Source organism: Azospirillum agricola, from assembly GCF_020005195.1.
GTDB classification, from domain to species: domain Bacteria; phylum Pseudomonadota; class Alphaproteobacteria; order Azospirillales; family Azospirillaceae; genus Azospirillum; species Azospirillum agricola.
Map to the genome: position 1 here is coordinate 203675 of NZ_JAIFZR010000004.1, position 22919 is coordinate 226593.

Consider the following 22919-nt stretch of genomic DNA (forward strand, 5'->3'; position numbering starts at 1 on the left):
CACTGCATCACCCAGCAGCAGCCGGCGGCCGGATGACACGGCGGTGAGGTGACGCAGCGCCGGGGCACCGCTTGAAACGGCGGCGCTCCAGGCGCATATTTCAAGCATGCAGTTCAACCCCACCATACCGGCGCTGCCGACGCTCAAGCCACCATCGGCGATCACGCCGACGGTGCAGATGGCGTTGTCCCCGGCGGTGCAGGCGGCGCAGCAGACGACACCGACGGTGCGGACCCAGACGGTGTCGGCCCCGCAGGCCACCGGCAAGGCGGAACAGACGCGCGACACGCGCTCCAGCACCCAGGGTGGCCAGTCGCTCGATACCAACGCGGGGGCTCTGGCCGCGCAGGTCAATGGCCGGGGCTATGGTGGCGCGATGCCGCGCGGATCGTTGCTCGACGTTTCGGTCTGAACACCGTTTTTCCGGACATGAAAAAGGGGGAGGGCGCGATGCCCTCCCCCTTGCGCCTTTCGGGGAATCAGCGGCCCAGTTCGCTGAGCGGGCCGGCTTCCTTGACGCGCTCGTAGCGGTCCTTCTGCCACTTCTCGAGGCCCTGTAGCTGGTCCTTGGTCATGTCGAGGGTCAACCGATCGCCCTTGACGCGCAGTTTGTTCAGCGGTAGCACGACGTCCTTGTCGCTGACGTCCACCGTGTGGTCGACGTCGATCACCGCGAAAAGCTGGCGGTTGTAGCGGACGATGTCCTCGATCTCGGCCATGTCCTTGCCGTCGGAGCCGTGGATGTCCTTCCCCTTCAACTGGTCGACGCGCATCTTCAGCAGCGCCGGATCGACGCTGTCGTCGAGTGCCGCGACCGACGGAGTCGTCGGATGCGTCACGCTGTGGTCCGAGGACGCGGCCAAGACCGGCGACGAGGCGAGAAGGGCGGCGGTGCAACCGGCGAGAAGAATGCCTTTCAAGGGAGTGCTCCTTGCTGTTCGGGATGCCTGAACAACGTGCGGAGCGGGTGAAGGTTTCCCCTCTACCCCCAAAACACAGGGGGCCTCCCTCCACCGGAGGAAAGCCCCTTGCGCCGGCAACAGGCCGAATCGGTTACTTTAGCTCGTCCATGGTGTCGATGATGTGGCTGACGATGCCGTACTCCTTGGCCTCGCCGGCGAACATCCAGTAATTGCGGTCGGTGTCCTTGGCGACCTTCTCGAAGGACTGCCCGGTTTCACGCGCGATGATCTTGTTCAGACGCTCGCGCATGCGGATGATTTCCTTCGCCTCGATGGCGATGTCCGTCGCCCGGCCGCCGGTGCCGCCCAGCGGCTGGTGGATCAGGAAGCGGGTGTTGGGAAGGCAGAAACGGTCTTCCTTGTTCGCCGCCAGGAAGATGTGGCAGCCGGCGCTGGCGACCCAGCCCGTGCCCAGCATCTTCACGCGCGGCTTCACGAAACGGATCATGTCGTGGATGGTGTCGCCCGCCTCGACGTGTCCGCCGGGGGAGTTGACCACCACCGTGATGTCGTCGTCGCCTTCATGCGCCAGCGCCAGGAGCTGGGCCGAGACGGCCTGTGCCAGCTTCATGTCGATCTGGCCGAAGATCAGCACGGTGCGCGCCTTGAACAGGGTCTGCTGCACGGCTGCGAACGGCGGCTGGGCGGTGTCCTTCGACTTTTCGTCCGGTTCCTTTTCGGGTTCGTCGTCGAACCGGGTGTATCCGACCTGCGCCATCGATGTTGTTCTCCCTGGTGTCGAAAACCTGAGATGCCGGAAACCTGGATAGGGCCCGATACGGGCTGCGCGGAGCCGCAAGGCGCCTTGCCTTGTCTCCACATAGCCCGTATCGGGCCCATGTTCAACGTCCCCCGGCGTCAAAACCGCATTCGGTGTCGGGGAACGGCGTCCGCGTTGACGGCGGGTGCGTCTTCTCACCACACTCGCGGGCCCGAGGGATGGAAAGGGACGGGAAAATGACCGTGGGAACGCTTGAAAACGGGGTCTCGGTGATCATCGCGGCCCACCGCGCCCACGACACCATCGCCCGCGCGGTGCGCAGCCTGCTCGACCAGGACTGGACGGCGTGGCAGGCGGTGGTCGTCAGCGACGACGGCACCGACTACCGGCCGACCCTGCGCGCCGCCGGCATCGACGACTCCCGGCTGGTCTTCACCGGCACCGGCCGCGTCGGCGCCGGGGCGCCCGCCGCCCGCAACGCGGGTCTGACCGCCGCGACCCTGCCGCTGGTGGCGCCGCTCGACGCCGACGACCGCTTCCGGCCGGGGCGGCTGGCCGCCCTGGTGCCGCTGGCGCTGGCGCATGGCGCCGCCTTCGACAACGTCGCCGTGGTGCGCGACGAGGACGATGCGCCGCTGTCGGTCCTGTTCCCCGAGCGGGACGGAGTCGGCCGTCTCGACGCCGACGGCTTCCTGGCGACCTCGGTGCCGATGTTTCCGGTGGTGCGCCGCGACCTCCGCCCGGCCTGGGAGGCGGACGTCGATTTCTGCGACGACGTCGTCTTCAACCTGCGGATTCTCGACCGGGCCGGCGCCGTGCCGCTGGTCCGGGCGCCGCTCTACGAGTACCGCCAGCGGGCCGGTTCCATCACCTTCTCGGCCGACAGCGGCGAACGGGCCGAGCGCTGCTACCGCCATGTGCTGGACCGGCTGGAACGGGACGGGATGGGCATCGCCGACGCCGGCCTGCGCGCCCGCTTCGCGGCGGCGTTGGCGGCCAAGCGCGCCCGGAACGCGGCCTACGAGGCGGCCCGCCGGGCCGGGCGCTGCGCCAACTTCCAGGAGTTCCTGGCTCTCGGCGGTGCGTGATCGGACGGTGGGGATGGACGGCGGGGACGCGGGTGCCGCAATCATTGCTTTACCGTTTTGCGGCAGGCTGATGGCGTTCCCGTGACCGCTTCTGGGACCGCGCATGACCGCCCCGAGCTGCTGCCTCGCCCGTATTCCGGCCAATGGAAAATTCTGGCTGAAGAACGCCGCGCTGGAGAACGCGCCGTCGTCCGGTTTTCGGATGGCCGACATCCGGATCGAGGATGGCCGCATCCGCGCCGTGATCCCGGCAGGCGAGTCGCCCTGCTGCGCGCCCGGTCTGGATCTGGACGGCGGCGCCGTGCGTGCCCTGGCACCCGATGGGCATGTCGGGGCCGGACAGCCGGCCGATCTCTCCGTCACGCTGTGCGGGGGCAAGGTGGTGGAGATGCACGCCGGCCACATCGCCGGGCTGCCCGGCGCCCTCTGATGGGGTGCGGCGTTGAACATTCTCGACTCCGGATTTGAACTGAACGATATAGTTCAGTTCGCCGGACCGCTGATTGTTGGGGTTTGGCGATGACGAACCCTCGTTCAGGCCCCGCTCCATGCGCACCCCGTCCCGCGTCGTCGCACTTTTCGTTCTGGCCGCGCTCGGCGGCGGAGCCTACTGGCATTTCGTGACGCGGGGCGGCACCGTGGCCGGGCTGGTCGCGCTGGTCACGGGGGCGGCCCCGGCGCCGGGCGGCGCCTCCGCCGCCAAGTCCGGCGGCCCGGCCCCCGGCGGCGCGCCGCCGATGCCGGTGGAGGCCGTGCCGGTGAGGATCGGCAGCGTCGCCCGCACGGTGACGGCGGTCGGCTCGCTGCTGTCCAACGAATCGGTGGTCATCCGGCCCGAGATCGCCGGGCGCGTCAGCGAGATCGCCTTCCAGGAAGGCCAGAAGGTCACCAAGGGGACGGTGCTGGTCCGCCTCGACGATTCGATCGCGCGGGCGACGCTGGCCCAGGCGCAGGCGAGCATCGCCTTTTCCCGTGCCGAGCTGTCGCGCGCCGACCAGCTCGTTCGCCAGAACACCGGCCCCCTGCGCAACCGCGAGCAGGCGGCGGCCAAGCTCCAGGCCGACGAGGCGGCGGTCCAGCTCGCCAGGGCGCATCTCGACAAGCAGGTGCTGACGGCGCCCTTCGACGGGGTGCTCGGGCTGCGCAAGGTGTCGGTCGGCGACTACATGCAGGCCGGCCGCGACATCGTGAACATCGAGGCGATCGACACCCTCAAGCTCGATTTCCGGGTGCCGGAGATGTTCCTGTCGGCGGTGAAGGTCGGCCAGACGCTGAAGGTCTCGGTGGATGCCTTTGCCGGCCGCGGCTTCGACGGGCAGGTCTACGCCATCGACCCGCTGGTCGACGTCAACGGCCGCGCCGTGGTCGTGCGCGCCCGAATCGCCAACCCGGACGGGAGCCTGCGCCCCGGCCTGTTCGCCCGCGTGGCGCTGACCCTGACCGTGGTGCCCGACGCCGTGCTGATCCCCGAGCAGGCGGTCGTCGCCTTCGGCAAGGAGCAGTTCGTCTTCAAGGTCGCCGAGGGCAAGGCCGTGCAGACCAGGGTTGGCTTGGGCGAGCGCCGCAACGCCGAGGTCGAGATCACCCAGGGGCTGAAACCCGGCGACGTCGTGGTCACCGCGGGGCAGATCAAGATCCGCGACGGCGCCCCGGTGGTGGTCGTCAACGCCAAGCCGGCCGGGAGCTGAACCGATGGTCCTCTCCGACATCTCGGTCCGCCGGCCGGTTCTGGCGACGGTGATGAGCCTCGCGCTGATGCTGATCGGCATCGTGTCGTACCAGCGCCTGTCGGTGCGCGAGTACCCCAAGATCGACGAGCCGGTGGTCACCGTCGAGACGACCTACAAGGGCGCCTCGGCCCAGATCATCGAGAGTCAGGTCACCCAGACGCTGGAGGACAGCCTCGCCGGCATCGAGGGCATCGACGTGATGTCCTCGATCAGCCGCGCCGAGAAATCGCAGATCACGCTGCGCTTCCGCCTGGACCGCAACGTCGACACCGCCGCCAGCGACGTGCGCGACCGGGTGGCCCGCGTGCGCGCCGTGCTGCCCGACGAGATCGACGAGCCGGTGATCGCCAAGGTCGAGGCCGACGCCCAGCCGATCATCTACCTGGCCTTCTCCTCCGACCGGCATTCGCCGCTCGACGTCACCGACTTCGCCGACCGCTACGTCAAGGACCGCTTGCAGAACCTGCCCGGCGTGGCGCAGGTCCGCATCTTCGGCGAGCGGCGCTTCGCCATGCGGCTGTGGCTCGACCCGCAGCGGATGGCGGCCTACCGCGTCACCCCGCAGGACGTCGAGGCGGCGCTGCGCAGGCAGAACGTCGAGATCCCGGCCGGCCGCGTCGAGAGCGTGTCGCGCGAGTTCACCGTCGTCTCGGAAACCGACCTGCGCACGCCCGAGGAGTTCGAGCGGATCATCCTGCGCGACGACAGCGGCTATCTGGTGCGGTTGCGCGACGTCGGAAGGGCGGAGATCGGCGCGCTCGACGAGCGGGTCAGCGCCCGCTTCAACGGGCGCGGGGCCGTCGCCATCGGCGTGGTCAAGCAGTCCACCGCCAACCCGCTCGACGTGTCGAAGGCGGTCAACGACGCGCTGCCGGTCATCCGCGCCGCGCTGCCGGACGGCATGGGGGTGGATGTCGGCTACGACAGCTCGGTCTTCATCGCCAAGTCGATCGACGCGGTGTTCCACACGATCTTCGAGGCCATCGTCCTGGTCGTGCTGGTGATCTTCTTCTTCCTGCGCTCGCTGCGGGCGACGCTGGTGCCGCTGGTGACCATCCCGGTGTCGCTGATCGGCGGCTTCGCGCTGATGTACGCCTTCGGCTTCTCGATCAACACGCTGACCCTGCTGTCGATGGTGCTGGCCATCGGGCTGGTCGTCGACGACGCCATCGTCATGCTGGAGAACATCTTCCGCTACGTCGAGGAGGGGATGGACCCCTTCCGGGCGGCGCTGAAGGGATCGAAGGAGATCGGCTTCGCGGTGGTCGCCATGACCATCACGCTGGCGGCGGTCTACGCGCCGATCGGCTTCATGACCGGCCGCACCGGGCGTCTGTTCACCGAGTTCGCGCTGACGCTGGCCGGCGCCGTCATCGTCTCGGGCTTCGTCGCGCTGACGCTCTCGCCGATGATGTGCTCCAAGCTGCTGAAGCACGAGACCAAGCATGGCTTCTTCTATCGGGCGATCGAGCGCTTCCTGGAAGGCATGACCAACGGCTATCGCCGGCTGTTGCGGCTGTCGTTGCGGGTGCGGCCGTTGATCCTGCTGATCGGCGCCGGGGTAGCGGCGGCGAGCTACGTCCTGTTCGGCGGGCTGAAGTCGGAGCTGTCGCCGGTCGAGGACCGCGGCACCATCGTCGGCATCGCCATCGCGCCGGAGGGGGCGACGCTCGACTACACGATGACCTACGCCCAGCGGATGGAGGCGCTGTTCCGCGAGATTCCGGTGCTGGAGAAGTTCTTCGTCGTCGTCGGCTTCCCGGTGGTCAACCAGGGCATCGCCTTCGTCCGTCTGGTCGACTGGGACCAGCGCGAGGTTAAGCAGCAGGCGATCACCGCCCAGCTCTTCCCCAAGATGTTCGGCATCCCCGGTATCCTCGGCTTCGTCACCAACCCGCCGTCGCTGGGCCAGAGCCCGATCGACAAGCCGGTGAACTTCGTCATCCAGACCTCGCTGCCCTTCGAGGAGTTGCAGAAGATGGTCGACGGGCTGATGGCTGAGGCCCGCAAATTCCCCGGCCTGACCAACCTAGACACCGACCTGAAGCTGAACAAGCCGGAGCTGCGCATCGTGCTGGACCGCGACAAGGCGGCCGACCTCGGGGTCGAGGTCGACGCGGTGGGGCGGACGCTGGAGACGCTGCTCGGCGGCCGGCAGGTCACGCGCTTCAAGAAGGAGGGCAAGCAGTACGACGTGGTCGTGCAGGTCGCCAACATCGACCGCCGCAACCCGGACGACATCGCCTCGATCTATGTGCGCGGCGGCCTGCCGGCGGTGGCCGCGGCGGCCGGCGGGACCGCGCCGATGATCTCGCTCGCCAATCTGGTGACGGTCGAGGAACGGGTCGCGCCCAAGGAGCTGAACCACTTCAACAAGCTGCGCTCGGCCACCATCACCGCGACGCTGGCCCCCGGCACCTCGCTGGGCGAGGCGCTGACCTATCTGCAAGGCGCGGCGCGGCGGGTGCTGCCGGCCACCGCCCAGACCGACTATGCCGGGCAGAGCCGCGAGTTCCGGGAGTCGGCGACCGGGCTCTATTTCGTCTTCGTGCTGGCGTTGGCCTTCATCTATCTGGTGCTGGCGGCGCAGTTCGAAAGCTTCGTCGATCCCTTCGTCATCATGCTGACGGTGCCGTTGTCGATGACCGGGGCGCTGGCCGCCTTGCAGATCGGCGGCGGAACGATGAACGTCTACAGCCAGATCGGTCTGGTGACTCTGGTCGGGCTCATCACCAAGCACGGCATCCTGATCGTCGAGTTCGCCAACCAGCTCCAGCGCGGCGGAGTCGAGATCCGCAAGGCGGTGGAGGATGCGGCGGTGATGCGCCTGCGCCCGATCCTGATGACCACAGGCGCCATGGTGCTGGGCGCCGTGCCGCTCGCCACCGCGCAGGGGGCGGGGGCCGAGAGCCGGCAGGCCATCGGCGCCGTGATCGTCGGCGGCATGACTCTGGGGACGCTGCTGACTCTGTTCGTCGTGCCGACGGTTTACAGCTATATTGCCAGGAAGAGGCCCTTCCCGGCCGGGGAGGCGGCTGATGGGCCGGCCGGCGCGGCGCCGCAAAGCGTCGCGCGTCCGGCGGAGTGACGCCACCGGCATGGCGCCGATGACGGCAGGCGAAGGAGGAGGCCCCCGCTCATGGCCAGCGTGCTTGTCATCGACGACGACGATGTCGTCCGCAGCATGCTGCTGCACATCCTGACCCGCAACGGCCACGAGGCGGCCGGTGCCCGCGATGGGGAGGAGGGAATCGCCCGTTTCCAGCGGAATCCCGCCGATCTGGTCATCACCGACATCTTCATGCCGAACCAGGAGGGGCTGGCGACGATCATGGCGTTGCGGCGGAACCGGCCCGACCTGAGGATCATCGCGATCTCCGGCGGCGGAGCCCGCGCCTCGCTTGACGTGCTGCCGGTGGCGGAGGCGCTGGGCGCGCAGAAGACGCTGCGCAAACCCTTCAAGCCGGCCGAGATCCTGGAGGCGGTGCGGGTGGTGCTTGGCGGGTGAGAGGGGGAGGCGCAACAAGGAAAGCCCTGCCTGGAAGGCAGGGCAAACCAAGGGCACTGGCAAACCAGGGTTACTGACAGACCAGGATCGTCATGGACTCGACCGGCACAGGGGCGACCGGCAAGGCAAGCCGACAACGGGGCCGGCGAAACAACCGGCCGGCGGCTCATGCCACGCGCGGATCAGGCGGCTATCCGCTCCTGCTGGGCGCGAAGGTTGCGGCGAACGCGCTCGAGCATCTGCTGAAAGGTTTCCCGGCTGATGCCATCGCGCGCCATGACGGCGACCACGATGGGGTCTTCAAGGAGTTCCGAAAGGGTCGGCGTCGTCCTGCGGTCCATGCTTCCCTCCCTTGAATCAGTCGATCCAGTCGATCCGGTTGGCCGATCCCTGCGCGCTGTTTCGAACGGCTGGGGTCTGGGCTGGCGACACCAAACCCTTGATCTTCGATTGTACGCAAAAAATACAATCGCGCAACCCTATCGCGGACCAAAAGGAATTGGCACCCGTCCTTTGGTCAAACGGATCTATATCCTTCCGTGAAGCTGTATTCCGCGGGCCGGCCTATGGTCACGCCATGGGAGGTAATGCAAAAGTTTGCGACAAATTGAGGAATGTTCAGGAGCTGTTTTGTTGCACACGCGTGATGCTGGCACCGGACACGGCTCCCTCGGCGGACAGTGAGGGCAGCTCGACATCGGCGTGGACCCGCTGGACTTTGGCATGGCCGAGGCAGAGGTCGGCGGCGCGGCCGGCCAGATAGCCGGGATCGGGAATCGTCTCGTCGGCGCACAGGCGCCGCAGATCCTCGATGATGTCCTCGTAGGACATGACGGCGGCGATGTCGTCGGGAAAGCCGGCGCCGGGATGGGCGACGGTCAGGGTCAGGTCGATCCGCGCGGTCGGCCGTCCCGGCCGTCCGGCCAGATGGACCGTGGCGGTGAAGCCGCGCACGAGAATGGTGTAGGTCAGCGTCGCCCCGTCCGGCTGGACGATGGCGCGCCGTTCCGTGCTGTGCTCAGACAAACGGCTTCTCCCGGCCGGCCTTGTTCCGGCGGTCTGCTAGGGCGATCCTCGCGGGCGCACTATAGGCGGAAGCCCCGGCCGTTGCCACTCACGCCGCCACCGCTCATGCCGTCGGCGCGCGCTTCAGGATCCGGGCGGGGTTGCCGGCGACCGTCGCTCCGGCCGGAACGTCGCGCGTCACCACGCTGCCGGCGCCGACGATGGCGTCGTCGCCGATGCGGACGCCGGGCAGGACGATGCTGCCGCCGCCGATCCAGACATTGGCGCCGATGTGGACCGGAATGCCGGATTCATAGCCGGCGCGCCGCAGGTCGGGGTCGCGCGGGTGGTCGGCGGTGTAGATCTGCACCGACGGGCCGATCTGGCAATGGTCGCCCAGCGTGATGGCCACGACGTCGAGGAACACGCAGCCGAAATTCACGAAGCAGCCGCGGCCGATCCGGATGTTGGAGCCGTAATCGCAATGGAATGGCGGCCGCAGCACCGAATCCTCGCCGACCGCGCCCAGCATTTCGGCCAGCAGGCTGCGCCGCCGTTCGGTCTCCTCGGCGGTGGTCGCGTTGTAGGCGCGCATCAGGCGGTCGGCGCGCACGGCGTCGGCGGTCAGCTCCTCCCCGCCGGCGCGGTAGAGGTCGCCGGCCAGCATCTTCTGCTTCTCGCTGCGCGGGTCGGCATCGGTCATGGTCGGCGTCCTTCTCAAATGGTCTGGAGTGATCACCCGGCGTCCAGCGCGTCGGCCACGCGCACAACCGTGTCGCGGCCGGGCGTGGCGGCCAGAAGCTCGGCGACCGGGGGCCCGAGCGTGGGATGGGGAAGGTCGGCGGCGATGTCGGCCAGCGGCGCCAGCACGAAGGCGCGCTCGGCGATGCGCGGGTGGGGGATCTCCAGCTCCGGCCCGGCCATCGTCCGGTTGCCGTCGAGGTCGCCGTAGAACAGGATGTCGATGTCGATGGGGCGGGGGCCGAACCGCTCGCCGCCGCCGATGCGGCCGAGATCCGCCTCGATCCGCTTGACGAAGCGCAGCAGCTCCAGGGGGGCCAGGCGGGTGGCGCCGCGCACCGCCATGTTGAGGAAGGCCGGCTGGTCGGTGACGTACATCGGCGCCGTCTCGTAGACCGCCGAGAGCCGGTCGACGGCGACGGCCTCGCCCAGACGCCGGATGGCGGCGGCCAGGTTGGCCGCGCGGTCGCCGATGTTGCCGCCAAGCGCCAAATGGACGGTGGCGCCGGGCGGAGAGGGTGGCTTCGTAGCCGGAGAGGTGGCCGTCATGACAGGAAGTGTTCCGGGCGCAGTCGACAAGAGGGCACCTTCCTACCAAATCGACGGTGTGGCGTCATCGCCAACGGGAACAGCGGGGCGCCGGCGGGGTTCCCGGTCGGGTGGCGCCTCTGTCCGCCGCCGTTCACTGGCCGTCCTTTGCTTGTTGAGGAGATCGCATCATGGCTGCGCGCGTCGCGATTGTTCTGGGCCTGTCGGTTGCCTGTCTCGCCGCCTGCGCCACCGGCCCGGGGGCGGAGGTGGCGCAACGCGCCCAGACCGAGCTGGTCGGCATGCCCAAGGACCGGCTGCTCTCCTGTGCCGGCGTGCCGGAGCGGCAGGCGATGGCCGAGGGCCGGGAATACTACACCTACATCGCCCGCCCGGCCTATGCCGCCAGCCCGATGAGCAGCATCGGGGTCGGCGCCGGCAGCGGCGGGTTCGGCAGCGGAGTCGGGCTGGGACTCGGCTTCAGCGTGCCGGTCGGCGGCGGCACCAGCGGCTGCGAGGCCACGGTGGTGCTGGGACGCGGCGGCGCGGTCGAGCAGGTGAGCTATCCGGCCGGCGTCAGCCTGTCGGCCTGCGCCCCGATCGTCCAGAACTGCGTGCAGCCGCGCTGAGACGGGCGCTCCTACGCCGATTGGGGGCTGTCGCGTCCGCGGGCGATACCCTATTCTTGAAGCGTGGCCTTGACCATTCCGCACCCCGCGTCCCGACGCCAGGCAGCGGTCTTTCCGCGCCGGGCTTCCGGACCCAAGACGGTTTTGGAGGAACGACGAACCATGGACATGAGCGGAAACCACCGGATCGAGGCGCCGCGCGAACGGGTGTGGGCCGCCTTGAACGACCCGGAGGTGCTGCGCCAGTGCATTCCCGGCTGCGAGGAGGTGGTGCGGCTGTCGGACACCGAGCTGACCGCCAAGGTGGTTGCCAAGGTCGGGCCGGTGAGCGCGAAATTCTCCGGCAAGGTAACGCTGTCCGACCTGGATCCACCCAACGGCTACACCATCACCGGCGAAGGGTCGGGCGGGGCCGCCGGCTTCGGCAAGGGGGGCGCCACCGTGGCGCTGACCGATGAGGAGGGGGCCACCCGGCTGTCCTACACCGCGCGGGCCCAGGTCGGCGGCAAGCTGGCGCAGATCGGCTCGCGGCTGGTCGACGCCACCGCGCGCAAGATGGCCGACGACTTCTTCACGCGCTTCACCCAGATCGTCGGGCCGGCGGCGACCACCGAATCGGTGGGGGACGCGCCTGCCGCTCCGGTGGCCGCGAATCCGGCCGCTCCGGCCGCCGCTCCGGTCGTGGCCGCGCCGCAGGCGGTCGCGCCACCCCCGGAGGTGCCGCTGCCGCTGCCCGTGATCGGGTCCGCGGCGGCGGGCGGCGGCGGGTTTTACGTGCCATGGGCGGCCATACTCGTGGTTGTCATTCTCGTTGGCGCGCTGGCCTTCGCCCATTAGTTCCGGGACTCGTTCTTTAGGTGGAGGGCGGCACGTTGGGGGGTTGGCCCCCACCCCGGAATGTGTATGCTGCCGCGCGTTTTCGGTCGGCCGGGCATGGCCGGCCATCACTCGGAAGGGAAGCCGAAGAATGAAGAAGCATCTGATGGGCGCGGCCCTGGTCGTCGGCGTCGTCATGGGCGCCGGCGCCGCGCAGGCCGCCGACGCCGCCGCCGGCAAGGACGTGTTCAAGGTCTGCATGGCCTGCCACACCACCGAGCAGGGCAAGAACAAGGTTGGTCCGTCGCTGTTCGGCGTGGTCGGCCGCACCGCCGCCTCCATCGACGGCTTCAAGTATTCGGCTCCGATGAAGGAAAAGGGCGCTGCCGGCTACGTCTGGACCGCGGAAAACCTCGACGCCTACATCAAGGCCCCGAAGGAGATCGTCCCCGGCGGCACGATGGCCTTCGCCGGTCTGAAGGACGACGCCAAGCGCGCCGACCTGATCGCCTTCCTGGCCGAGCAGAAGTAACACCCCGCCCTCACGGGACCGGGTCTGGACGAAGGGCCGGAGGGGAAAGCCTCCGGCCCTTTTTCCATGCCCCGGCCGGGTTCAGCCGGCGGCGTCCAGGCTCTTGCTCGCCACCTCGTAGACGTCGGGCGACAGGCCCGGCGTGCCGACGATCCGCTCCAGCTCGGCCTTCATCAGCGCCTGACGGGCCGCGTCATAGCGCCGCAGACGGGAGAAGGGACCCATCAACCGGGCTGCAACCTGTGGGTTCATCGGGTCGAGCCGCAGGACCTGGTCGGCCAGGAAGCGGTAGCCGGCGCCGCCCGCCTCGTGGAAGCGGACCGGGTTGCCGTTGGCGAAGCCGCCGATCAGCGCATAGACCTTGTTCGGGTTGCGGATCTCGAAGGCCGGATGGCCGAGGAGAGCCGTCACCCGCTCCAGCGTGTCGGGACGGTGGGACATCGCCTGCACGCTGAACCACTTGTCCACCACCAGGGCGTCGCCCTTCCAGCGTTCGTAGAAGCCGGCCAGCGTCTCCTCCCGCTCGGCGGCCTTGGCGTTGGAGAGGAATTGCAGCGCGGCGATCACGTCGGTCATCGCCTGGGCGCCGTGATACTGGCCGAGGCAGAGGCCGAGCGCCTCCTCGTCCTCCAGCGCCATCAGGTAGGCGAGGCAGAGATTCTTCAGCGCCCGCTTGCCGATGGCCGCCGCCTCGACCGAGAAGGGCTCCTGGCTGGAATTGCGGCGGTACAGCGCCAGCCATTGCGGGCGGAGTTCATCGGCCAGCCGCTTGCGGGCGAACTCGCGCACCGCGTGGATGGCGTCGGGGTCGACCACCGCCATCTGGGTGCCGAGATAGGCCTCGGTCGGCAGCACCAGCGCCTGGGCGGCGAAGGCGGGATCGCGCTCGGCGTCCGCCAGAACCTTGCCGACAGCGGCGACGTAGCTCTCCGGCAGGACGAGGTCGCGGCCGGCCTGACGGTCGGCGACGAGGCCCAGCAGGATGCGCGTGCCGAGGATCTGCCCGGCCTCCCAACGGTTGAAGGCGTCGCTGTCGTTGGCCATCAGGAAGGTGAGGTCGGCGTCGGGGATGTCGGCCCTCAGCTTCACCGGGGCCGAGAAGCCGCGCAGCAGCGACGGCACCGGGCGGGCCGCGACGTCCTGGAACTCGAAGACCTGCGTTTCCTGGGTGACGTGCAGGATGCGGCTGGTCCCGGATGCCGTCTCCTCGCCGGCCAGCCGCAGCGGCAGGTCGGCGCCGTCGGGGCCGAGCAAGCCGACCACCAGCGGGATGTGCATCGGCTGCTTGACCGGCTGGCCCGGCGTCGCCGGCACGGTCTGGCGCACGGTCAGCCGGTAGGTCTTCGCCGCCGCGTCGTGGTCGGTCGAGACGTCGAGTTCCGGTGTGCCGGCCTGCCGGTACCAGAGCTGGAACTGGGCGAGGTCGACCCCGCTGGCGTCGGCCATCGCCGCGACGAAGTCGTCGCAGGTCACCGCCTGCCCGTCATGGCGCTGGAAATAGAGGTCGATGCCCTTGCGGTAGTTTTCCGGTCCCAGCAGGGTGTGGATCATGCGGATGACCTCCGCACCCTTGTTGTAGACGGTGGGCGTGTAGAAGTTGTTGATCTCGACGTAGCTGTCGGGCCGCACCGGGTGGGCCATGGCGCCGGCGTCCTCCTGGAACTGCACGGTGCGCAGCCCCTGGACGTCGGCGATGCGCTTGACCGCGCGGGAGTTCAGGTCGGAGGAGAATTCCTGGTCGCGGAAGACCGTCAGACCCTCCTTCAGCGACAGCTGGAACCAGTCGCGGCAGGTGACGCGGTTGCCGGTCCAGTTGTGGAAATACTCGTGGGCGACGACCGCCTCAATGTTCAGGAAATCGGTGTCGGTCGCCGTCTCCGGTTTCGCCAGGATGTATTTGGTGTTGAAGACGTTGAGCGACTTGTTTTCCATCGCCCCCATGTTGAAGTCGCCGACCGCGACGATGTTGAAGATGTCGAGGTCGTACTCCAGTCCGTAGACCTCTTCGTCCCAGCGCATCGACTTGATCAGCGAGCGCATGGCGTGGTCGACCTTGTCCTCGTTGCCCGGCTCGACGTAGATGCGGAGCGTGACGTCGCGGCCCGACGCGGTGCGGAAGCGGTCCTCGGCGTGGACCAGCGAGCCGGCGACCAGCGCGAACAGGTAGCAGGGCTTGGGGAAGGGATCCTCCCAGCGCGCCCAGTGGCGGCCGTCGCCGTGCTCGCCGGCCTCGGCGAGGTTGCCGTTCGACAGCAGGACCGGGTAGCGCGCCTTCTCGGCCGTGATGGTGGTGCTGTAGCGCGCCATCACGTCGGGGCGGTCGAGGAAATAGGTGATCTTGCGGAAGCCCTCCGCCTCGCACTGGGTGCAGAAGTTGCCGGAGGACTTGTACAGCCCCTCCAGCGCGGTGTTCTCCTGCGGCTTGATGCGGACGACGGTCTCCAGCGTGAAGCGATCCGGCGTGCCGGGGATCGTCAGGTTGTCGGGGGTCAGCGTGTAGGCGTCGGCCCCGAGCGTCCGGCCGTCGAGCGCCACCGACACAAGCTCCAGCCGCTGGCCGTCGAGCGTCAGCGCTTCGCCCGCGGCGTCGGTGCGGGCCGGGTTGCGGCGGATCGCCAGCACGGCACGGACGGTGGTGACCTCCTCCCCCAGATCGACGTGCAGGTCGACCGTGTCGATCAGATGGGCCGGCGGGCGGTAATCCTGGAGCCGGATGGCCTTCGGCGTGCCTTTGTCCATGATGCCTTGTCTCTGCTCAGTCGTTCGCGAGGAATCCGATCGGGGAACTGTAGCAAGGCGGATCGGGGCTGTCCCCTGTGGGAATGGGGATGAGGGTGACACCCGGCTTTGCGCCGGTGTGGGATGGGGGTATGGTGCCGGCCCGCGGGCGCCAGTCGGGAGTATCCGGAAAACTTGCGGGCGACGGGCCAACCCCCCGGCGCCAACTGTTTACCCGGCGTGGCACCTGCGCATGGATCGACGGACATGACCGACACACCCAGCCTTCCGCACACCGCCCGCATGGCCAATGCCCGCACCGGCGGCCACGCCGCCGGTGACCGGGACGTGCGGCTCGACTTCTTCCGCGGGCTGGCCTTGTGGTTCATCTTCGTCAACCACATCCCGGCCAACCAGATCTCCTGGCTGACGCCGCGGAATTTCGGGCTGAGCGACGCCACGGAGATCTTCGTCTTCATCTCCGGCTACACGGCGGCGATGGTGTATGGGCGGACGCTGGAGCGCGCCGGCTTCCCGATGACGGCGGCGCAGGTGCTGCACCGCTGCTGGACGCTGTACGTCACCTACATCATCCTGTTCTTCGCCTTCACGGCGCAGATCGCCTACACCGCGCGCGTCTTCGAGAGTCCGCTGTTCACCGAGGAAATGGGGATCGCCAGCTATTTCCAGGATCCCGTCACGGCGCTGACCCAGGCGCTGCTGCTGAAGTTCCGGCCGGCGAATCTCGATGTGCTGCCGCTCTACATCGTGCTGATGCTGGCCCTTCCGCTCCTGCTGCCGGCCCTGCGCCGCCGGCCGTTGATGGTGCTGGCGGGATCGGGGTTCCTCTACCTCGCGGCACGGGCCGGCGAATGGAACCTGCCCACCCACCCGGACGGCGGCGTCTGGTACTTCAACCCCTTCGCCTGGCAGTTCCTGTTCGTCACCGGCGCGGTGCTGCAACGCCTGCCCGGCCTGCGGGCTGCCCTGCTGCGGCCGCGCCGTCCGGTGATGGTCGCCGCCATCCTGTTCCTGGCGCTCAGCCTGTTCCTGGCCCTGTCCTGGCAGTTCGCCTTCCTGCACCGGCTGCTGCCCAACTGGCTGACCGACATCCTCTACCCCATCAGCAAGACCGATCTCGACCCGCTGCGGCTGGCGCATTTCTGCGCGCTGGCCTACGTCGTCCTGCGCCTCACCCCGTTCGACGCGCCCTGGCTGAGGGCGCCGCTCGCCGCGCCGGTCGTGGAGTGCGGGCGGCAGTCCCTGCATGTGTTCTGCGTCGGCGTCCTGCTGTCCTTCGCCGCGCAGACCGTGCTGGTGCACGTCAACGGCTCGCTCTCCGCCCAGTTCCTTGTTACCATTTTCGGGATCTCCGCGATGGTGCTGCTGTCCCGGCTTCTGACGTGGTATCAGTCGGCTGAACGGGCGAGGCGCCAGCAGGCCCCCGCTGCGAGGAATTCGAGAGCATGAGACGACGTGCCGGGCGACGCCTTCCTCTGCTGGCCGCCGCCCTCCTGATGGGCATGTCGGCCGGCGCCGGGAGCCAGACCTTGGCGGGATCCGTATGGGCGGAATCGTTGGTGGATGAGGCGTGCCGGGTGCCGGATTCGGTGCTGACGACCGTCGACGCCGGTCTGCCGCGGGCGCGCGAGCGGATCGACAGCGGGTTGCCGTTGTCGGTGCTGATCGTGAACTCGGTCAAGCCGAGCACCCGGCCGCCGGCATCGGGCTACCCGGTCTGGCTGAAGGGGGAACTGAAGCGGCGCCTGCCGGGCCGCCGGATCGAGGTCGAGGTCATGAACCTGCCGGGCGCGGCGGCGCCGGCCATGCTGGAGCCCCTGCTGCGGGCGGTGGGAGAGCGGCAACCGGCGCTGGTGGTCTGGCAGACCGGCACCGTGGACGCGATGCGCAACCTCGATCCGGAAAGCTTCGGCGGGGCGCTGAACCAGGGAATCGACGGCGTGGTGCGGCAGGGCGCCGATCTTGTGATCATGGACATGCAGTACAGCATGCACACGGCACAGTTGATCGATTTCGCCCCTTACCTGTCCTATATGGCGTGGCTGTCGCAGAACGCGGAGGTCTTCCATTTTCCGCGCTACGACATCATGCGCCACTGGGTGGAAACCGGCCGAGTCGATTTCGGCGAGGCGGACGTGCAGGCCAAGCAGGACGCCTACGAGTTCGTGCATCGCTGCGTCGGTCAACTGCTGGCCGAAAGCATCGTGTCCATGATCGACCATGCCAGGAGGGCGGCGCATTGATCCGCAGGGGGTTTTTTTCGGTTCTGACGGTGGTTTTCGGGGTTTCGGGAGGGGGTTTCGGGGGATTGGGGACGGTGATGGCGGCGGAGCCCGAGGCGGCGCCGGCCAGCGCCTGTCAGGTGCCGAGGGCGAGGACCAGCCTCGCCGCCTATCTGCCACGGGTGGCCGAGCGCCTCGCCTCGGGGCTTCCGGTGCGGATCGTGGCGCTCGGCTCCTCCTCCACGGCCGGGGCCGGGGCGAGCGCGCCGGACCGCGCCTACCCGGCCCGCCTTGCCCATTACCTGCACCAGTGGGCCGGGTCGGTCGAGGTGAGCGTCCTCAACAAGGGGATCAACGGTGAAACCGACGACCAGACGGTGGAGCGGATCGGCAACGACGTGCTGGCCCAGAACGCCGACCTGCTGATCTGGCAGGTCGGGGCAAACACCGTCCTGCGCGACGGCGATTTCGCGCTGAGCGAGAAATCCGTCCGGCGCGGCGTGGAGCAGGCACAGGCCGCCGGCCTCGACGTCGTGCTGATGGATCTGCAATACGCGCCGCGGATGCTCGCCAAGGGCCGCACCGACGCGATGCTGGCGCAGATCGCCCATGTGGCGGCCGACGAGCATGTCGGTCTGTTCCAACGCTTCGCGGTGATGCGGGATCTGGTGGAAAGCAAGCGGATGACCGTCGGCCAACTCATCGGGCCGGACGGGGTTCATCAGAGCGACGCCGGCTACGACTGCGTCGCCCGCACGCTGGCCGCCGGGATCGAGGACGCCATCCGCCCGCAGCAGGGGCGGGCGGACTGAACAGCCGACGTCCTTTTCCGATGATCGCCGCTTTCCCGCTTGGTCATGGCCGGGCTTGTCCCGGCCATCCACGCTCCAACGGCTTCGCAGGATTGCGGCCGTGGGTGCCCGGATCAAGTCCGGGCATGACGCTGTCCGGGAGGGGCGAGGCCGTTAAACAGAAACCTCAGACGTGGAAGCTCTCGCCGCAGCCGCAGCGGCCCTTCTCGTTCGGATTCTTGAAGACGAAGCCGGTCTGGAACTTGTCGTCGACGTAATCCATCTCGCTGCCGATCAGGAACATCACGGCGGCGGGGTCGATCAGGATGGTGACGCCCTTGTCCTCCACCACCTCGTCGAACTTCAGCTTCTCCTTGGCGTACTGGACGTCGTAGCTGAGGCCGGAGCAGCCGCGCGCCTTCACGCCGATGCGCAGGCCGACGATGTCGTCGGTTGCCTTCGACATCAGCGCCTTGACGCGGTTGGCGGCGCTGTCGGTGATGGTGAGCGCCTTGGGGAGCGAACGGGCCATGGCGGTGGTCTCCTGAAAAGACTCAGAACATATCCAGTTGCAGGCGGGCGACCTCGGACATCATGCCCTGGTGCCATGGCGGCTCCCAGACGAGGTCGATCTTGACCTCGTTCACGTCCTCCACGCCCAGCACGGCCTGACGGACCTGTTCGGGAAGCTCGCCGGCCACCGGACACATGGGGCTGGTCAGCGTCATGTCAATCTCGACGTTGCGCTGGCCATCCATGTCCACGCGGTAGATCAGGCCGAGTTCCCAGATGTCCACCGGGATCTCGGGGTCGTAGCAGGTCTTGATCGCCGCCACGACGCGGTCCATGAGTTCTTCGCGCGGGTCGTAGCCAGGGGGCGGGGCCAGCGGGTTCGCCTTCTCGGGAACCGCCTCCGCTGCCACTGGCGCCGCCGCTTCCGCCGACGTCTCGCTGTTGTTGGCCAACCGGCTCAGGGCGTTTTCGGTCATCGCGGTCACCCCTCTCTCAAAACTGGTCGCTGGACGCGGAGTCCTGGCCGTGCAGCGCCGCGTTCATGGCGTGCCACGCCAGCGTCGCGCACTTCACCCGCACCGGGAATTGGCGCACGCCCGACATGACCATCAGCTTCTCCATGGTCTCCTCGTCCACCTCGCCATGGGCGTCCTGCTCGTCCTCGTCCTTGGTGCAGAGCTCGTGGAAGGTGTGGAACAGGGTCTCGGCCTCCTCGGCCGTCTTGCCCTGCACCAGCTCCGTCATCATCGAGGCGCTGGCGGTGGAGATGGCGCAGCCGCGCCCCTGGAAGGCGACGTCCGCCACCACCCCATCCTTCACGGTCAGATAGACCATGAAGCGGTCGCCGCACATCGGGTTCTCGCCCTTCGCCTCGCGGTTGGAATCGTCGGGATGGCGGAAGTTGCGGGGATTCTTGCCGTGGTCCAGGATCACTTCCTGATACAGCTCGCGCAGATCGTCCATCATGCTCCGAAGAACTCCTTGACCGCCTGGAGCGATTCCACCAGCGCGTCGGCCTCCGCGCGGGTGTTGTAGAGGCCGAAGGAGGCGCGGACCGTCGGGCCGACCCCGAACCGCTCGGCCAGCGGCTCGGCGCAGTGGCGCCCGACGCGGACGGCGACGCCATACTGGTCGACGATGGTGCCGACGTCGTGCGGGTGAACGCCGTCGAGCGCGAAGGAGACGATCGGCCCCTTGCCCGGCGCCGTGCCGATGATGCGCAGCCCCTCGATCTGCGAGAGCTGCTGGGTGGCGTATTGCAGCAGATCGTGCTCGTGCGCGGCGATGGCGTCGCGGCCGAGCGCCTCGATGTAGTCGAGCGCGGCGCCGAAGCCGATCACCTCGGTGATCGGCGGGGTGCCGGCCTCGAAGCGGGCGGGCGGCGCCTTGAAGGTGGTGCCCTCGAAGCTGACCGACTCGATCATGTCGCCGCCGCCCTGGTAGGGGGGCATGCGCTTGAGGATATCGTACTTGCCGTAGAGGACGCCCAGCCCCGTCGGGCCGTAGAGCTTGTGGGCGGTGAAGACGTAGAAGTCGGCGTCGATGTCCTGCACGTCGACCCGGCCATGCACCACCGCCTGGCTGCCGTCGAACAGCACGGGCACGCCGCGCTCGTGCGCCAGCGCCGCGATGGTCCTGGCCGGCGTCACCGTGCCCAGCACGTTGGAGCAGTGGGTGATCGCCACCAGCTTGGTGCGGTCGGACAGCAGGGCCTTGTAGGCGTCGAGGTCGAGGACGCCGTCCTCGTCGCAGGGCACCACCTTGATGACGATCTTCTTGTCGGCCTGGAGGAGCTGCCACGGCACGATGTTGGCGTGGTGCTCCATGATCGACAGGATGATTTCGTCACCCTCCGACAGGAAGGTCCGGCCGTAGCTGGCGGCCACGAGGTTGATCGCTTCGGTCGAGCTGCGGGTGAAGACGATGTTGCGGTCCGACGGCGCGTTGATGAAGCGCGCGACCTTGGTGCGCACCGCCTCGAACTGATCGGTGGCGGTCTGCGACAGGAAATGCACGCCCCGGTGGATGTTGGAGTAATCCTCCTCCAGGAAGCGGGTCATCGCCTGGATCACCTGCCGCGGCTTGTGGGCCGAGGCGCCGCTGTCGAGATAGACCAGCGGCTTTCCGGGCTTTCCCTTCCGGGCGTGGACGCTGCGGGCGAGGATTGGGAAATCCTCGCGGACGCGCGCAACGTCGTAGGCTGGGCTCAGGATGGCGTCGGCTTCGGGCATCAGCGTTTTTCCTCCAACCAACCGGCGACGAGGGTCTGGAAGGCCTCGCGGATGGGTTCTTCGGCGATCTCCTCCATGGCTTCGGCCAGGAAGGCGCCGATCAGCAGGCCGCGCGCGGTCTCCTGGTCGATGCCGCGGGCGCGCAGGTAGAAGAGCGCGTTGTCGTCCAACTCACCGGCGGTGCAGCCGTGGCTGCACTTGACGTCGTCGGCGTGGATCTCCAGCTCCGGCTTTGCGTCGATCTCCGCCGTGTCGGACAGCAGCAGGGCGCGGTTCAACTGGTGCCCGTCGGTCTTCTGGGCTTGCGGGCGGACGATGATCTTGCCCTGGAAGACGGCGCGGGCGGTGTCGTCGATGACGCCCTTGTAGACCTCGCGGCTGGTGCCGTTGGGCTGGGCGTGGTCGATCAGGGTGGTGGTGTCGGCGTGCTGGTTGCCGCGCACCATGTAGCCGCCGCTGACGTGGGTCCGCGCGTCGGTGCCGGCCAGCGTGCTGACCACCTCGTTGCGCGACAGCCGGCCGCCCAGCGTCAGGATGAAGTTGTCGTAGCAGCCGTCCTTGGCCACCGTCGCCGCCGTGTGCGACAGGTGGAAGGCGGAGGCTCCCTCGCGCTGGGCCTTGTAGTGGTGCAGCGTGGCGCCCTCGCCGACGAAGATCTCGGCGACGTGGTTGGCCAGCGTCGTGCCGGTGCCGCAGCCGACGTGATGCTCGACCACCACGGCGCGGCTGCCGGCCTCGGCGACGATCAGCGTGCGCGGGTGGAAGGAGGTCGCCCGATCCTCGGCGCCGACCGAGACGAAGACCAGCTCGACCGGCTGATCCAGCGCGACGCCGCGCGGGATGCGCAGGACCGGGCCGTCGGCCAGATAGGCGCTGTTGAGCGCCACCAGCGGCCGGTCGTCGGCGGCGGCGAGGCGGCCGATGTGGTCGCCGACCAGATCGCCGTGATCGGTCAGCGCGGTGGCGAGGCTCAGCAGCTCGACGCCGTCGGGCAGCCCCTCGGTCGAGGACAGCTCGGCGCGGAAGCGGCCGTCGACGAAGACCAGACGCGGGCCGTGACCCTCGGGGCGGACGGTCGGCAGCAGGTCGAAGCAGGCGTCGCTGTCGGCGGTGACGGCCGGGTGGAAGGCCAGCTTGGCCAGATCGCGCAGGTTGGTGTAGCGCCAGCTCTCGTTGCGGATCGTGGGCAGGCCGACGGCGGCGAAGCGCTCGCGGCCCTGCTCGCGCAGGTCGCGCACCCAGGACAGCGCCGCCCCCGGCAGGCCGCTCCTCAGATGGTCGAGCGGTTCCAGGAAGGCGGGGGCCGTCGCCGGGTCGGCGCCGCGCGTCGAGTAGGTGGTCGTCATCGTCGCCATCACGCGGCCTCGTTCACGCCGAAATCGCGGTAGCCGTTCTTCTCCAGCTCCAGCGCCAGCTCCTTGCCGCCCGACTTGACGATGCGGCCGGCGGCCAGGACATGGACGTAATCGGGGACGATGTAGTCGAGCAGCCGCTGGTAGTGGGTGATGACCAGCATCGAGCGCTCGGGCGAGCGCAGGGCGTTGACGCCCTCGGCGACGATCTTCAGCGCGTCGATGTCGAGCCCACTGTCGGTTTCGTCCAGCACGGCGAATTTCGGCTCCAGCACCGCCATCTGAAGCGTTTCGTTGCGCTTCTTCTCACCGCCGGAGAAGCCGACATTGACCGCGCGCTTGAGCATCTCGTCCGACATGCCGAGCGCCTTGGTCTTCTCGCGCAGCAGCTTGAGGAACTGCATGGCGTCCAGCTCCTTCTCGCCGCGATGCTTGCGGATGGCGTTGAGCGCGGTCTTCAGGAAGGTGGTGTTGGCGACGCCGGGGATCTCGACCGGGTACTGGAAGGCGAGGAAGACGCCGGCGGCGGCGCGCTCCTCCGGCTCCAGGGCCAGCAGATCCTTGCCGTAATAGGTGACGGAACCCTTGGTGACCTCGTAGCCGTCGCGGCCGGCCAGCACGTAGGACAGGGTGCTCTTGCCGGCGCCGTTCGGACCCATGATGGCGTGGACCTCGCCGGGGCGGATCGTCAGGTCGACGCCCTTGAGAATGTCCTTGCCGTCCACCTTGGCGTGCAGATTCTTGATTTCGATCATGGTTCGGTCCTTCAGGCGTTCGGCTGTCCGGGGTGTCTGCGCTGTTCCGGAGACTG

Annotated in this window: 25 protein-coding genes; 12 read left to right on the forward strand and 13 right to left on the reverse strand. The window is 68.5% G+C overall.

Annotated elements, in window-relative coordinates; all coding sequences use genetic code 11:
• The first annotated feature begins 106 nt into the window (after positions 1–106).
• Positions 107–412 carry a hypothetical protein gene (locus JN22_RS09875; protein ID WP_085553773.1) on the forward strand — a complete coding sequence of 102 codons (306 nt, stop codon included), beginning with the start codon at positions 107–109 and terminating at the stop codon, positions 410–412.
• A gap of 67 nt (positions 413–479) precedes the next feature.
• Here JN22_RS09875 and JN22_RS09880 read toward each other — a convergent pair whose 3' ends face one another.
• Positions 480–920 carry a PRC-barrel domain-containing protein gene (locus tag JN22_RS09880; protein WP_085553774.1) on the reverse strand — a complete coding sequence of 147 codons (441 nt, stop codon included), beginning with the start codon at positions 918–920 and terminating at the stop codon, positions 480–482.
• 133 nt (positions 921–1053) lie between these two features.
• A complete protein-coding gene (locus tag JN22_RS09885; protein WP_085553775.1) occupies positions 1054–1680 on the reverse strand; it encodes an ATP-dependent Clp protease proteolytic subunit in 627 nt (208 codons plus the stop codon).
• A gap of 245 nt (positions 1681–1925) precedes the next feature.
• On the opposite strand from JN22_RS09885, the gene JN22_RS09890 reads away from it, so the two are divergent.
• The 5 genes from JN22_RS09890 (at position 1926) to JN22_RS09910 (ending at position 8009) form a co-directional block, all read left to right on the forward strand.
• Positions 1926–2771 (forward strand): glycosyltransferase family 2 protein, encoded by an 846-nt coding sequence (locus tag JN22_RS09890; RefSeq protein WP_396021910.1) that lies wholly within the window; start codon positions 1926–1928, stop codon positions 2769–2771.
• 103 nt (positions 2772–2874) lie between these two features.
• A complete protein-coding gene (locus tag JN22_RS09895; RefSeq protein WP_085553777.1) occupies positions 2875–3201 on the forward strand; it encodes a hypothetical protein in 327 nt (108 codons plus the stop codon).
• Between the two features lie 118 nt (positions 3202–3319).
• Complete coding sequence (locus JN22_RS09900) at positions 3320–4459, forward strand: efflux RND transporter periplasmic adaptor subunit (RefSeq protein WP_085553778.1); 1140 nt, start codon at positions 3320–3322, stop codon at positions 4457–4459.
• 4 nt (positions 4460–4463) lie between these two features.
• Positions 4464–7589, forward strand: coding sequence for an efflux RND transporter permease subunit (locus JN22_RS09905; RefSeq protein ID WP_085553779.1), 3126 nt, complete (start codon positions 4464–4466; stop codon positions 7587–7589).
• A gap of 51 nt (positions 7590–7640) precedes the next feature.
• A complete protein-coding gene (locus JN22_RS09910; RefSeq protein WP_085553780.1) occupies positions 7641–8009 on the forward strand; it encodes a response regulator transcription factor in 369 nt (122 codons plus the stop codon).
• A 182-nt stretch (positions 8010–8191) separates the two neighbouring features.
• On the opposite strand, the gene JN22_RS09915 is transcribed toward JN22_RS09910, so the two are convergent.
• The 4 genes from JN22_RS09915 to folK all read right to left on the reverse strand — a co-directional run bounded on the left by JN22_RS09915 (position 8192) and on the right by folK (position 10304).
• The gene (locus JN22_RS09915) at positions 8192–8350 is read right to left on the reverse strand and encodes a hypothetical protein (protein WP_179166111.1); all 159 of its coding nucleotides are present in this window, start codon (positions 8348–8350) and stop codon (positions 8192–8194) included.
• 277 nt (positions 8351–8627) lie between these two features.
• Positions 8628–9035, reverse strand: a complete 408-nt coding sequence (locus JN22_RS09920) for a tunnelling fold family protein (RefSeq protein WP_085553781.1) — start codon at positions 9033–9035, stop codon at positions 8628–8630.
• Between the two features lie 103 nt (positions 9036–9138).
• Entirely contained in the window at positions 9139–9717 is a 579-nt protein-coding gene (locus JN22_RS09925) for a sugar O-acetyltransferase (RefSeq protein WP_085553782.1), read from the reverse strand.
• A gap of 32 nt (positions 9718–9749) precedes the next feature.
• A complete protein-coding gene (gene folK, locus JN22_RS09930) occupies positions 9750–10304 on the reverse strand; it encodes a 2-amino-4-hydroxy-6-hydroxymethyldihydropteridine diphosphokinase (RefSeq protein ID WP_085553783.1) in 555 nt (184 codons plus the stop codon).
• Positions 10305–10474: 170 nt separating this feature from the next.
• On the opposite strand from folK, the gene JN22_RS09935 reads away from it, so the two are divergent.
• From JN22_RS09935 to JN22_RS09945, 3 genes are all read left to right on the forward strand, one after another.
• A complete protein-coding gene (locus JN22_RS09935) occupies positions 10475–10912 on the forward strand; it encodes a hypothetical protein (RefSeq protein WP_085553784.1) in 438 nt (145 codons plus the stop codon).
• Between the two features lie 162 nt (positions 10913–11074).
• Positions 11075–11749 carry an SRPBCC family protein gene (locus JN22_RS09940; protein WP_085553785.1) on the forward strand — a complete coding sequence of 225 codons (675 nt, stop codon included), beginning with the start codon at positions 11075–11077 and terminating at the stop codon, positions 11747–11749.
• A gap of 130 nt (positions 11750–11879) precedes the next feature.
• Positions 11880–12260: a c-type cytochrome gene (locus JN22_RS09945; RefSeq protein WP_085553786.1), complete on the forward strand. Its 381-nt coding sequence runs from the start codon at positions 11880–11882 to the stop codon at positions 12258–12260.
• 81 nt (positions 12261–12341) lie between these two features.
• Here the strand turns inward: JN22_RS09945 and pepN are convergent, their stop codons facing one another.
• Positions 12342–14999 carry an aminopeptidase N gene (gene pepN, locus JN22_RS09950; RefSeq protein WP_085553787.1) on the reverse strand — a complete coding sequence of 886 codons (2658 nt, stop codon included), beginning with the start codon at positions 14997–14999 and terminating at the stop codon, positions 12342–12344.
• Positions 15000–15245: 246 nt separating this feature from the next.
• Here pepN and JN22_RS09955 point away from each other — a divergent pair, with 246 nt between their 5' ends.
• From JN22_RS09955 to JN22_RS09965, 3 genes are all read left to right on the forward strand, one after another.
• Positions 15246–16448 (forward strand): OpgC family protein, encoded by a 1203-nt coding sequence (locus tag JN22_RS09955; protein WP_223677653.1) that lies wholly within the window; start codon positions 15246–15248, stop codon positions 16446–16448.
• Entirely contained in the window at positions 16445–17242 is a 798-nt protein-coding gene (locus tag JN22_RS09960; RefSeq protein WP_143268253.1) for an SGNH/GDSL hydrolase family protein, read from the forward strand. The genes JN22_RS09955 and JN22_RS09960 overlap by 4 nt, the downstream gene beginning before the upstream one ends.
• Before the next feature lie 77 nt (positions 17243–17319).
• Positions 17320–18033, forward strand: a complete 714-nt coding sequence (locus JN22_RS09965) for an SGNH/GDSL hydrolase family protein (protein WP_085553789.1) — start codon at positions 17320–17322, stop codon at positions 18031–18033.
• A gap of 166 nt (positions 18034–18199) precedes the next feature.
• Here JN22_RS09965 and JN22_RS09970 read toward each other — a convergent pair whose 3' ends face one another.
• From JN22_RS09970 to sufC, 6 genes are read right to left on the reverse strand one after another with little or no spacing between them, the layout of a single operon-like run.
• A complete protein-coding gene (locus tag JN22_RS09970) occupies positions 18200–18544 on the reverse strand; it encodes a HesB/IscA family protein (RefSeq protein ID WP_085553790.1) in 345 nt (114 codons plus the stop codon).
• A 22-nt stretch (positions 18545–18566) separates the two neighbouring features.
• A complete protein-coding gene (locus JN22_RS09975; protein WP_085553791.1) occupies positions 18567–19001 on the reverse strand; it encodes an iron-sulfur cluster assembly protein in 435 nt (144 codons plus the stop codon).
• 16 nt (positions 19002–19017) lie between these two features.
• Entirely contained in the window at positions 19018–19491 is a 474-nt protein-coding gene (gene sufU, locus JN22_RS09980; RefSeq protein ID WP_085553792.1) for a Fe-S cluster assembly sulfur transfer protein SufU, read from the reverse strand.
• Entirely contained in the window at positions 19488–20756 is a 1269-nt protein-coding gene (locus JN22_RS09985) for a cysteine desulfurase (RefSeq protein WP_085553793.1), read from the reverse strand. The genes sufU and JN22_RS09985 overlap by 4 nt, the downstream gene beginning before the upstream one ends.
• Positions 20756–22111 (reverse strand): Fe-S cluster assembly protein SufD, encoded by a 1356-nt coding sequence (sufD, locus tag JN22_RS09990; protein ID WP_085553794.1) that lies wholly within the window; start codon positions 22109–22111, stop codon positions 20756–20758. Before sufD ends, JN22_RS09985 begins: the two co-directional genes overlap by 1 nt.
• Positions 22111–22863 (reverse strand): Fe-S cluster assembly ATPase SufC, encoded by a 753-nt coding sequence (gene sufC, locus JN22_RS09995; protein ID WP_085553795.1) that lies wholly within the window; start codon positions 22861–22863, stop codon positions 22111–22113. The genes sufD and sufC overlap by 1 nt, the downstream gene beginning before the upstream one ends.
• Between the last annotated feature and the right edge of the window lie 56 nt (positions 22864–22919).

Coding starts and splice junctions, on each gene's coding strand:
- JN22_RS09975 (WP_085553791.1), bottom strand. CDS start 19,001: ATGACCGAAAACGCCCTGAGCCGGTTGGCCAACAACAGCGAGACGTCG.
- JN22_RS09970 (WP_085553790.1), bottom strand. CDS start 18,544: ATGGCCCGTTCGCTCCCCAAGGCGCTCACCATCACCGACAGCGCCGCC.
- JN22_RS09935 (WP_085553784.1), top strand. CDS start 10,475: ATGGCTGCGCGCGTCGCGATTGTTCTGGGCCTGTCGGTTGCCTGTCTC.
- JN22_RS09875 (WP_085553773.1), top strand. CDS start 107: ATGCAGTTCAACCCCACCATACCGGCGCTGCCGACGCTCAAGCCACCA.
- JN22_RS09910 (WP_085553780.1), top strand. CDS start 7,641: ATGGCCAGCGTGCTTGTCATCGACGACGACGATGTCGTCCGCAGCATG.
- JN22_RS09960 (WP_143268253.1), top strand. CDS start 16,445: ATGAGACGACGTGCCGGGCGACGCCTTCCTCTGCTGGCCGCCGCCCTC.
- JN22_RS09905 (WP_085553779.1), top strand. CDS start 4,464: ATGGTCCTCTCCGACATCTCGGTCCGCCGGCCGGTTCTGGCGACGGTG.
- JN22_RS09940 (WP_085553785.1), top strand. CDS start 11,075: ATGGACATGAGCGGAAACCACCGGATCGAGGCGCCGCGCGAACGGGTG.
- sufD (WP_085553794.1), bottom strand. CDS start 22,111: ATGGCGACGATGACGACCACCTACTCGACGCGCGGCGCCGACCCGGCG.
- JN22_RS09965 (WP_085553789.1), top strand. CDS start 17,320: ATGGCGGCGGAGCCCGAGGCGGCGCCGGCCAGCGCCTGTCAGGTGCCG.
- folK (WP_085553783.1), bottom strand. CDS start 10,304: ATGACGGCCACCTCTCCGGCTACGAAGCCACCCTCTCCGCCCGGCGCC.
- JN22_RS09945 (WP_085553786.1), top strand. CDS start 11,880: ATGAAGAAGCATCTGATGGGCGCGGCCCTGGTCGTCGGCGTCGTCATG.
- JN22_RS09985 (WP_085553793.1), bottom strand. CDS start 20,756: ATGCCCGAAGCCGACGCCATCCTGAGCCCAGCCTACGACGTTGCGCGC.
- sufC (WP_085553795.1), bottom strand. CDS start 22,863: ATGATCGAAATCAAGAATCTGCACGCCAAGGTGGACGGCAAGGACATT.
- JN22_RS09895 (WP_085553777.1), top strand. CDS start 2,875: ATGACCGCCCCGAGCTGCTGCCTCGCCCGTATTCCGGCCAATGGAAAA.
- sufU (WP_085553792.1), bottom strand. CDS start 19,491: ATGATGGACGATCTGCGCGAGCTGTATCAGGAAGTGATCCTGGACCAC.
- JN22_RS09915 (WP_179166111.1), bottom strand. CDS start 8,350: ATGGACCGCAGGACGACGCCGACCCTTTCGGAACTCCTTGAAGACCCC.
- JN22_RS09900 (WP_085553778.1), top strand. CDS start 3,320: ATGCGCACCCCGTCCCGCGTCGTCGCACTTTTCGTTCTGGCCGCGCTC.
- JN22_RS09885 (WP_085553775.1), bottom strand. CDS start 1,680: ATGGCGCAGGTCGGATACACCCGGTTCGACGACGAACCCGAAAAGGAA.
- pepN (WP_085553787.1), bottom strand. CDS start 14,999: ATGGACAAAGGCACGCCGAAGGCCATCCGGCTCCAGGATTACCGCCCG.
- JN22_RS09925 (WP_085553782.1), bottom strand. CDS start 9,717: ATGACCGATGCCGACCCGCGCAGCGAGAAGCAGAAGATGCTGGCCGGC.
- JN22_RS09955 (WP_223677653.1), top strand. CDS start 15,246: ATGACCGACACACCCAGCCTTCCGCACACCGCCCGCATGGCCAATGCC.